General features: G+C 71.1%; 12 protein-coding genes. 9 read left to right on the forward strand and 3 right to left on the reverse strand.

Annotated features, from left to right (window positions below):
- The first annotated feature begins 39 nt into the window (after positions 1-39).
- Genes IEY87_RS36055 through IEY87_RS36085 form a run of 7 tightly spaced genes read left to right on the forward strand, consistent with a single transcriptional unit; the run spans position 40 to position 5,787 of the window.
- Positions 40-807: a metallophosphoesterase family protein gene (locus IEY87_RS36055; RefSeq protein ID WP_189143313.1), complete on the forward strand. Its 768-nt coding sequence runs from the start codon at positions 40-42 to the stop codon at positions 805-807.
- Positions 808-845: 38 nt separating this feature from the next.
- Positions 846-1,283: an SRPBCC family protein gene (locus IEY87_RS36060; protein ID WP_189143314.1), complete on the forward strand. Its 438-nt coding sequence runs from the start codon at positions 846-848 to the stop codon at positions 1,281-1,283.
- A 3-nt stretch (positions 1,284-1,286) separates the two neighbouring features.
- On the forward strand, positions 1,287-2,501 hold the full coding sequence (locus IEY87_RS36065) for an ArsA family ATPase (RefSeq protein WP_189143315.1): 1,215 nt from the start codon (positions 1,287-1,289) through the stop codon (positions 2,499-2,501).
- 34 nt (positions 2,502-2,535) lie between these two features.
- Positions 2,536-2,976 (forward strand): hypothetical protein, encoded by a 441-nt coding sequence (locus IEY87_RS36070; protein ID WP_189143316.1) that lies wholly within the window; start codon positions 2,536-2,538, stop codon positions 2,974-2,976.
- A 15-nt stretch (positions 2,977-2,991) separates the two neighbouring features.
- Positions 2,992-3,924 carry an ROK family glucokinase gene (locus tag IEY87_RS36075; RefSeq protein ID WP_189143317.1) on the forward strand — a complete coding sequence of 311 codons (933 nt, stop codon included), beginning with the start codon at positions 2,992-2,994 and terminating at the stop codon, positions 3,922-3,924.
- A 17-nt stretch (positions 3,925-3,941) separates the two neighbouring features.
- Positions 3,942-4,637, forward strand: a complete 696-nt coding sequence (locus tag IEY87_RS36080; protein ID WP_189143318.1) for an endonuclease/exonuclease/phosphatase family protein — start codon at positions 3,942-3,944, stop codon at positions 4,635-4,637.
- Positions 4,638-4,674: 37 nt separating this feature from the next.
- On the forward strand, positions 4,675-5,787 hold the full coding sequence (locus tag IEY87_RS36085; RefSeq protein WP_225277965.1) for a hypothetical protein: 1,113 nt from the start codon (positions 4,675-4,677) through the stop codon (positions 5,785-5,787).
- 54 nt (positions 5,788-5,841) lie between these two features.
- Here IEY87_RS36085 and IEY87_RS36090 read toward each other — a convergent pair whose 3' ends face one another.
- Positions 5,842-6,315 (reverse strand): hypothetical protein, encoded by a 474-nt coding sequence (locus IEY87_RS36090; protein ID WP_189143319.1) that lies wholly within the window; start codon positions 6,313-6,315, stop codon positions 5,842-5,844.
- A gap of 45 nt (positions 6,316-6,360) precedes the next feature.
- The gene (locus IEY87_RS36095) at positions 6,361-7,119 is read right to left on the reverse strand and encodes an alpha/beta hydrolase (protein WP_189143320.1); all 759 of its coding nucleotides are present in this window, start codon (positions 7,117-7,119) and stop codon (positions 6,361-6,363) included.
- A 146-nt stretch (positions 7,120-7,265) separates the two neighbouring features.
- On the opposite strand from IEY87_RS36095, the gene IEY87_RS36100 reads away from it, so the two are divergent.
- Entirely contained in the window at positions 7,266-7,967 is a 702-nt protein-coding gene (locus IEY87_RS36100) for a lysophospholipid acyltransferase family protein (protein ID WP_189143321.1), read from the forward strand.
- 4 nt (positions 7,968-7,971) lie between these two features.
- Here the strand turns inward: IEY87_RS36100 and IEY87_RS36105 are convergent, their stop codons facing one another.
- Positions 7,972-8,427, reverse strand: a complete 456-nt coding sequence (locus IEY87_RS36105) for a MarR family winged helix-turn-helix transcriptional regulator (protein ID WP_189143322.1) — start codon at positions 8,425-8,427, stop codon at positions 7,972-7,974.
- Positions 8,428-8,508: 81 nt separating this feature from the next.
- On the opposite strand from IEY87_RS36105, the gene IEY87_RS36110 reads away from it, so the two are divergent.
- A complete protein-coding gene (locus tag IEY87_RS36110; protein WP_189143323.1) occupies positions 8,509-8,937 on the forward strand; it encodes a DoxX family protein in 429 nt (142 codons plus the stop codon).
- Positions 8,938-9,014 lie beyond the last annotated feature (77 nt).

A 9,014-nucleotide genomic window follows, 5' to 3' on the forward strand; every position in this document is an offset into this window, starting at 1 on the left:
CGTGCAACACGCTAGCAGCATGCTCGTAGGATGCCCGGCATGAGGCTCCACGTGGTCAGCGACGTGCACGGCAGGGCCGACGCGCTGGCCCGGGCGGGTGACGGCGCCGACGCCCTGATCTGTCTCGGCGACCTGATCCTGTTCATCGACTACGCCGACCACGCGCAGGGCATCTTCGCCGACCTGTTCGGCGCCGAGCAGGCCGGCCGGTTCATCGCGCTACGCACCGCCAAGCGGTTCGACGAGGCCAGGGCCATGGCCGCCGGGCTGTGGGCGAGCCTGGACGGCGACCCGCGCGAGCACATCGAGCGCAACGTGCGCGCCCAGTACCGCGAGCTGTTCGCCGCCATGCCGGTGCCTTCCTACCTCACCTACGGCAACGTGGACATCCCGCGCCTGTGGGGCGACTACCTGCGGCCGGGCCAGCGGGTGCTCGACGGCGAGACCGTGGAGATCGGCGGCCTGCGCTTCGGCTTCGTGGGCGGCGGCCTCAAGACCGACTACCGCACACCGTACGAGATCAGCGACGAGGAGTACGCCGCCAAGGTGGCGGCCGTCGGCGAGGTGGACGTGCTGTGCTGCCACATCCCGCCCGCGGTGCCCGAGCTGCTCTACGACGTGGTCGCCAGGCGCTTCGAGCGGGGCAGCGAGGCGACCCTGGAGGCGATCAGGCGCACGCAGCCGCGCTATGCCCTGTTCGGGCATGTGCACCAGCCGCTCTACCGGCGCACCCGCATCGGCCGCACCGAATGTGTGAACGTCGGCCATTTCCGGGGAAAAGGCGTTCCGTATGTCCTCGAATGGTGAGCCACCGCGATCACCCGATTCTGCACTACGGTGGTCGCATGGCTGATCGCACCACTTCGAGCATCACCATCGACGCCGGCCGCGCCGCCGTGATGGCGGTCATCGCCGACCTGGCGGCCTACCCCGAGTGGGCCGGGCAGGTGAAGAGCACCGAGGTGCTCACCACGGGCGCCGACGGCAGGCCGGAGACGGTCCGGTTCGTCCTCGACGCCGGCGTGATCAGCGACACCTACACCCTCGCCTACACCTGGCAGGACGACCGGAGCGTGAGCTGGCGGGTGGCCGAGCCCGGCAAAATGGTCTCGCGGCTCGACGGGAGTTATCTGCTCGGCGACGCGGGCAGAGGGATCGAGGTGACGTACGAGCTCGCGGTCGACCTCGCCGTCCCCATGATCGGGATGATCAAGCGCAAGGCGGAGAAGGTGATCGTGGACACCGCCCTCAAGGGTCTCAAGAAGCGCGTCGAAGGCCGCTGAGCGGTGAGCCCCCGGGTCCTGCTCTTCACGGGCAAGGGCGGCGTCGGCAAGACGACCGCCGCCGCGGCCACCGCCACCCTCGCCGCCAGGCGCGGGCTCAAGACGCTGGTCGTCTCCACCGACACCGCCCACTCGCTGGCCGACGCGCTCGGCGTGCGGCCGGACAGTGCTGATCAGGAGATCGCGCCCGGCCTGCACCTGCACCAGGTCGACACCCAGGCGACGATGGAGCGCCACTGGGGCGAGCTGCAGGACTACGCCACCAACCTCCTGGTCGAGCTGGGCCTGGACGAGATCACCTCCGAGGAGATCACCGTCCTGCCCGGCGCCGAGGAGATCATCGCGCTGCTGGAGCTGCGCGAGCACGCCCGCGAGGGCCGCTGGGACGTCATCGTCGTCGACTGCGCCCCCACCGCCGAGACGCTGCGGCTGCTCGCCCTGCCCGAGGCGCTCGAGTGGCACATGACCAGGCTGATGCCCGTCGGCCGCAAGCTGATGCGGCTGGTCTCCCCGTTCGTGCGCGGCGTGGCCCGCGTCAGCACGCCGGGGGAGGAGGTCATGGGCGCGGGCGAGCGCCTGCACCGCGGCCTGCTCGAGGTGCGCGAGCTCCTCACCGGCGACCAGGCCTCCGTGCGCCTGGTGCTCACCCCCGAGTCCGTGGTGCTCGCCGAGGCCCGGCGCACCCTCACCTCACTCAACCTGTACGGCTACCGCGTCGACGCGGTCATCGCCAACCGGGTCTTCCCCGCCGGTGGCGCCGACGAGTGGCGTGCCCAGTGGGTGGCGGCCCAGTCCAGGCTGCTGGCCGAGGCGGAGGAGTCGTTCGCGCCGCTGCCCATCCACGTCGTCCCCTACCTGCCGGCCGAGCCGGTCGGCAAGGACGCGCTGGCCGAGGTCGGCGCGGCGCTCTACGGCGAGGCCGACCCGTTCGCCGCACCCACGGCCGCGCCGCCGCTGCGGCTGGCCGCCGACGAGCTGACCCTCGCCCTGCCCGGCGCCGAGCGGGGCGAGGTCGATCTGGCCCGCAAGGGCGACGAGCTGATCATCACGGCCGGCCCCTACCGGCGGATCCTGGCGCTGCCCTCGTCGCTGGCCCGCCGGAAGATCAGTGGCGCGGTGCTCCGCGACGGCGTCCTCCGGGTACGGTTCACCTCGGAGGCGAAACCCGACGAAGCTAACGTAACGGGCCACCCGGATGCGGGACCGGCCGCGACGTGAGCCACGAGGGTGAGCGCACGAGCCGGGAGGGCACATGACTGACAACACCGCTAACAACGACAGGGATCCCATCGGGACCGTCGCGGAGGAGGCGCGCAAGCTCTTCGACGCGATCCAGGGGCGCGCCACCCGCCAGGTCGGCAAGAGCGTGTTCAACTCCTTCACGGGCGGGGGCGGCCACCGCCCGGAGAAGGACGTGTGGGGCGAGGCGGTCTCCGAGCCGGAGGACGAGTACATCTGCCGCGCGTGCCCCTTCTGCCGGGCCATCGCCGCCCAGCGTGAGGCGGCCGCGGCGGGGTCGGGCTCCGGGGTCGGCGGGGCGGCAGGCGACGTCGCCGGGCACATCATGGCCGCGGGCGGCGAGCTGTTCGCCGCGTTCCGGCAGGCTCTGGACTCGCTGAACAAGCCTGCCACCCCCCGTGGACCGCGGGACGACGACGGCCGCGACAATGTGGAACACATAGACCTGGGATAAAGGGGATCATCGGCAATGCTCACGATCGGTGTGGACATCGGCGGCACGAAGGTGGCCGCGGGTGTGGTCGACGACGACGGCACGATCGTCGCCCATACGCTCAGGCCGACCGCCGCCGATCGGCCGGACGTGGTCGCCGACACGGTCGCCGACGTCGTACGCGAGCTCTCGCAGGGCCGGCAGATCGAGGCCGTCGGCATCGGCGCGGCCGGGTTCGTCGACGAGACCCGCTCGATCGTGCGTTTCGCCCCCAACCTCGCCTGGCGCGAGGAGCCGCTGCAGAAGAAGATCAGCGGGCTGGTCGGGCTGCCCGTCGTGGTGGAGAACGACGCCAACGCCATGGCCTGGGCCGAGGTCAGGTTCGGCGCCGGGCGCGGGCAGTCCCACGTCATCTGCCTGACCGTCGGCACCGGCATCGGCGGCGGCATCGTCTTCGACGGCCGTCTCTACCGGGGACGGTGGGGGATGGGCGCCGAGCTGGGCCACATGCAGGTGGTGCCGGACGGGCGCCTGTGCGGGTGCGGCCGGCACGGCTGCTGGGAGCAGTACGCCAGCGGCAACGCGCTGGTCGCCGACGCCAGGGACACCGCCAGCGCGCACCCCGAACGGGCCGAGATCCTCCTCGGGCTGGCCGGCGGCACGATCGAGGGCGAGGAGGTGACCGAGGCGGCCCGGCGGGGGGACAAGGCCTCGCTCGACGCGTTCGCCAGTGTCGCCGACTGGCTCGGCCAGGGCATGGCCGACCTCGCCGCGGTGCTCGACCCGGGCTGCTTCATCCTGGGGGGCGGCGTGTCCCGAGCCGCCGACCTGTTCTTCGACCGGACCCGTGAGGCGTTCGAGGAGCGGCTGACCGGCAAGGGGCACCGGCCGGTCGCCGACGTGCGCCTGGCCGAGCTCGGCGCCTCGGCCGGTCTGGTGGGCGCCGCCGACCTGGCCCGCAGGCGCTGACCGGCCGAGAGCCGCCGGTGACCGTCAGGGCCGCCACCTACAACGTGCGCGGCCTGCGCGACAGCGTCCCGGCCCTGCGGCGGGTGATCACCGCCATGCGCGCCGACGTGGTGTGCCTTCAGGAGGCGCCCCGGCTGCTCAACTGGCGGGCCAGGCGCCGGGACCTGGCGGCCGGGTGCGGCCTGCGGGTCGCGGCGGGCCGCAGGCGCGGCGGCGTGGCCGTGCTCACCGGCCCCCGCGTCCGGGTGCTGCACGCCGAGAGCCACCTGCTCAGCGTCATCGCCGGCCTGGAGACCAGGGCACTGGCCGTCGCCGTGGTCGCGGTCGAGGGGGTCCGGCTCGCCGTCGGCTCCCTCCACCTCGACCTGCGCGAGGCGGCCAGGATCCGGCACGCCACCGAGGCGATGGCGCTGATGCGGCGCGCGGCCGCCAGGTTCGACGCCGGGATGCTGCTCGGCGGCGACTTCAACGAGCACCCGCCCCAGCCCACCTGGCGCTACCTCGCCGCTCAGCTCACCGATTGCTACGCCGCCGCGCCCAGCGGGGACGGGCTCACCTTCACCGCCCGGCGGCCCCGGCATCGCATCGACGCGCTGTTCGCCACGCGCGACCTCCGGGTCGTCTCCTGCGGTGGCGTGGCCGCCGCGAACGCCGACCTGACCGAGGCGAGCGACCATCTGCCGGTCCTCGCCGAGTTGCGAGTTGTCCCGTAACGGGCAATCGACGCCGCCCACCCAATAGCATTTGCTCATGACCCGTCGCACTCTGCGGCGTGCGCTCACCTTGATCCTGGCGACGTCCGTGGCCCTGCCTGCGGCTTCACCCGCCGCGCACGCCGACCCTCGCCCCGCCGCCATCGACGCCTGGCAGGAGTCGAGCACCGCCCGCCTCACGGCCGACGGATCGCTGTCCGACGTGCTGGCCCTGTCCTCCGGCGACGTGTGGGCGGTCGGCCAGCAGCAGATCTGGGACGTGTGGAAGAACCGCGGCACGATCCGCCACTGGAACGGCGAGCGCTGGAGCGAGGTCGCCATCCGCGACTCCACCGGCGCCGGCAACCTGCGCGCCGTCTCCGCCTCCGCGCCCGGCGCGGTCTGGGCGGCCGGGGACGGCCACGACGGCCTGCCCTACCTCGTCCGCGGCGACGTGAACGGTTTCGACCGGGTCAGGCCTGAAGGGCTGCGCAGCGGCGACTGGCTCGGCGGCGTGCACGCCGGGAGCGGGCGCGTGGTGGCGGTCGGCAGCCGTGACGACAACGGCCTCATCGTCGGCCTGCATGAGGGCGAGTGGACCTTCCAGGTCACCAAGGAGAAGGGCGCGCTCTACGCGGTGGCCGGCGCGTTCGCCGTCGGCGACACTGGCACCGCGCCGCTGATCATGCACCAGTCCGGCGGCACCTGGAAGTCCATGCCGGTGCCGTCCATCCCGGGCGGCTACCTGCGCGACATCCAGGTCGACAGCGGCAAGCGCGCGCTGGCCGTCGGCGGCGTCTATCGCGGCCCCGGCCAGGTGGAGCCGCTCGCGCTCACCTGGAACGGCAAGCGCTGGCGGCAGCTGCCGCTGCCGGTCCGGTCCGTGCGCCTGTACGGCGTCACGGGCGACGGCAAGGGCCGCTACTGGATCTCCGGGTACGATCCGGGGCGCGCGGCGAAGGCGTTCATGCTGCGCTGCGAGAAGCGCTCCTGCGAGGTGATCCGCGGCGGCGAGGTGGCGGGCAGGAGCAGCGTCAGGCTGCAGGCGGTCACCTATCTGGCGGGCAAGCAGGCGGTGTGGGCGGTCGGGCACGCCGTGGACGGCAAGGAGCGCTACACCGACGTGGTGGAATCCTTCGGGCCCGGTGTCCCCGAGCCCGCGAAGTCCTAGCCCGCCCTACAGAACCGCTTCATCGTCATGGTCATCGTCATGGCATCGTCCCGGTTACAGGACCGCTCCGTCGTCCCAGCCGCCGTCGTTGCCGGGTGGGCCGTCGCCCATCCGCACCACCAGCGCCACGAAGCCGCCGATGAACGCGGCCACGGCGGTGAACAGCACCCAACCTTCCATGTGCCAGTCCGCCACCGCGGCGAACAGCAGGTAGGCGGGGCCACCGAACAGCGCCACCCACGCGAGCTTGGTCGTCAGGTCCAGCTTGGGCAGCGGGGGCGGCTCGGGCGGCACGAAGTGCCCCTCGCTCTGCTCCTCGTCGTCCTCCTCGGACTCCTGGTCGGCCTCGTCCCGCTCACCGGCCGGCTCGTCGAACTCCTCCGGGGGCTTGACCACCCGGCGCAGAGGCTCGGCGGGGACGTTCTCGCTGTCCGGCCATGGCTGATCGGCCGAGTCGCGCTCGGCGGTGTCGTTGAAGGACGCGACGATCTGCCGCCAGACCTCGTCCTCGTCACTCTGGGGCGTCACTAGATCGGCCTCTCCGCAGCGATCGCGACTTCCCCCTGGGCGCGATCAGTCCCTCTGCAAGGGTACCGAGGCATGTGTCCGGATGAAGTCGAGGCTCCCGGCAAAGATCCTGTCGGCATCGTTGTCCAGCGTCGCAACATGGTAGCTATCGGTAAGCTCCTCGATCGTGGCCTGAGGCACCTTCTGGCGAATGATCGCCACGCTTTTCGGTTTCACCACGTGGTCCTCTGTGCTGTGGAAGACCAGCAGCGGCTGCACCACCTTGCCGAGATCGGCCTGGACCAGCGACCACAGCTCGGGCAGCGACGCCGCCGCCTTCACCGGAGTGCGGGCATAGGCCAGCTCGGTCACTCCCGGCTTCTTCACATCGTTGGCCACCCCCGGCACTGACGCGATGAACCACTTGAGCACCGGCGCCAGCCGCAGCAGCGGCACGTCGTTGGTGATCGAGGGATTGACCACCATAACGCCTCTGATCGCCTCGCCGTGCACCTCGGCCAGTCGCAGCGCCAGGCAGCCGCCCATGGACAGCCCCGCCACGAACACCTCCGCGCAGCGGCCCTGGAGGTCCTTGAACGCCTTGTCGACCTCGGCGTACCAGTCCTCCCACCGGGTGTGGTTCATCTCCTGCCAGGTGGTGCCATGTCCGGGCTGGCGGGGCAGCGACACGCTCACCCCGTGCCCGGCCAGGTGCTCGGCCCACGGCCGGAGCGACTGCGGGGTGCCGGTGAAGCCGTGGCACAGCAGCACACCGACCTCGCCTGCTTGATGGTGGTACGGCTCAGCGCCCGGCATGAGCGGCATAACAGCTCCTCCACGCATTTTCATCCCTGAACTGCCCGATCGTCGCACGATCCGGGGCAATTGTGCGAGCACTGGTGTATGAGCATCGGGGTCTAGGTGGAATGATGACTACGCTTGCGACCAAAGCATGAGGAAGAGGTGGCCAGGTGTTGTACTGGGTGGTCAAGGCCATCTTGGGGCCGATCCTCCACATCGTCTTCCGCCCATGGGCCGAAGGCGTCGAGAACGTGCCCAAGCAGGGGCCGGCCATCCTGGCCGGAAATCATCTGTCTTTCGCCGACCATTTCTTCGGCCCGCTGAATCTGCGCCGCAAGGTCATCTCACTCGGTAAGTCCGACTACTTCACCGGCCGTGGCATCAAAGGCTACCTCAGCAGGCTGTTCTTCAGCGGGGTCGGCACGGTGCCGATCGACCGTTCGGGCGGCAAGGCGAGTGAGGCCGCGCTGCGCACCGGCCTGCGCGTGCTGGGCGAGGGCCACCTGCTCGGCATCTATCCGGAGGGCACCCGCTCGCCCGACGGCCGCCTCTACAAGGGCAAGACGGGCGTCGCCCGGCTGGCGCTGGAGTCGCGCGCGCCGGTGATCCCGTGGGCGATGATCCACACCTTCGAGATGATGCCTCCGGGCCAGCACCTGCCCAAGCGCGGCATCCGGCCCGGCGTCAGGTTCGGCAAGCCGCTGGACTTCTCCCGCTACTACGGGATGGAGGAGGACCGGCTGGTGCTGCGCGCCGTGACGGACGAGATCATGTACGCCCTGATGGAGCTGTCGGAGCAGGAGTACGTCGACAAGTACGCCGCCAGCGCCAAGGTGGAGATGGAGCGCGAGGCCCGCGCCGCCGGCGGCTGAGGGGTCACCGGCGCAGTGCCTGCTCCGTCTTGCGCATGGCGGTGGTCATCGACTCGAGCTCTTCCCGGGTGAGCTGGTCGATCAGGTAGGCGCGCACCACGTCCACGTGGCCGGGGGCGACCCGGCGCAGGCACTCCAGCCCGGCTTCGGTGATCACGGCCAGGACGCCCCGCTCGTCGGACGGGCAGGTGGTCCGCTGGACCAGCCCTGCCTTCTCCAACTGGGTGATCTGGTACGTCAGCGCGCTTTTGGACGCCACGACGACCCGAGCCAGCTCTGACATGCGCATCTGTCGGCCCGGTGCCTCCGCCAACCACACCAGGACCTCGTATTGTGGATGGGTCAGCCCGGCGGCCGACTTGAGCTGCTCCTCGATGCGCCGTTCGAGCAGATGTGTGGTGGACACAAAGGCGCGCCAGGCCGCCATCTCGGTCGCGTCCAGCCACCGGGTCTCTGTCACGGGCCAATAGTACTGGTTGTTCAGTTTTGTCCCCCAGGCTAACCTACTGGTTCAAATCTGAACAAACAATGAGGAGTCAAAATGTATGACCAGGCACGTAATGTCTCGCTGCTGCTGGCGCGAGTGGCCATCGGGGTGATCTTCCTGGTGCACGGCTACCAGAAGTTCGCCACCATGGGCATCGCCGGCACCACCAAGTTCTTCGAATCGATCGGGATCCCGCTCGCCGGCCTGGCCGCCCCGCTGGTCGCGGTGCTCGAAGTGGCCGGCGGGATCGCGCTCATCCTCGGCGTCGCGCTGCCGATCGCCGGCACGCTGCTGGCGCTCGACATGGTGGGCGCGATCCTGTTCGCGCACCTGCCCGCCGGGTTCTCCGCGGCCGAGGGCGGCTACGAGTTCGTCCTGGCGCTCGCCGCGGCCAGCCTGGCCATCGGCTTCACCGGCGGTGGCGCCCTGGCCCTGGACGCGGTGCTCGGCCGCCGCCGTGGCGCGGCGTCCCTGTCCGCCTGACCGGCGTCCTCCGTCCCTGGGGCCGCCTGGCCGGCGCCCCTCGGCCCTGGCCCGCCTGGCCGGGACCCCTCGGGCGT

The organism is Nonomuraea glycinis, assembly GCF_014646515.1.
GTDB classification, from domain to species: Bacteria; Actinomycetota; Actinomycetes; order Streptosporangiales; family Streptosporangiaceae; genus Nonomuraea; species Nonomuraea glycinis.

Bases quoted from the DNA above. Each gene is read 5' to 3' on its own strand.
- IEY87_RS36075 (WP_189143317.1), top strand. From the start codon at position 2,992: ATGCTCACGATCGGTGTGGACATCGGCGGCACGAAGGTGGCCGCGGGT.
- IEY87_RS36110 (WP_189143323.1), top strand. From the start codon at position 8,509: ATGTATGACCAGGCACGTAATGTCTCGCTGCTGCTGGCGCGAGTGGCC.
- IEY87_RS36060 (WP_189143314.1), top strand. From the start codon at position 846: ATGGCTGATCGCACCACTTCGAGCATCACCATCGACGCCGGCCGCGCC.
- IEY87_RS36070 (WP_189143316.1), top strand. From the start codon at position 2,536: ATGACTGACAACACCGCTAACAACGACAGGGATCCCATCGGGACCGTC.
- IEY87_RS36055 (WP_189143313.1), top strand. From the start codon at position 40: ATGAGGCTCCACGTGGTCAGCGACGTGCACGGCAGGGCCGACGCGCTG.
- IEY87_RS36085 (WP_225277965.1), top strand. From the start codon at position 4,675: ATGACCCGTCGCACTCTGCGGCGTGCGCTCACCTTGATCCTGGCGACG.
- IEY87_RS36095 (WP_189143320.1), bottom strand. From the start codon at position 7,119: ATGCCGCTCATGCCGGGCGCTGAGCCGTACCACCATCAAGCAGGCGAG.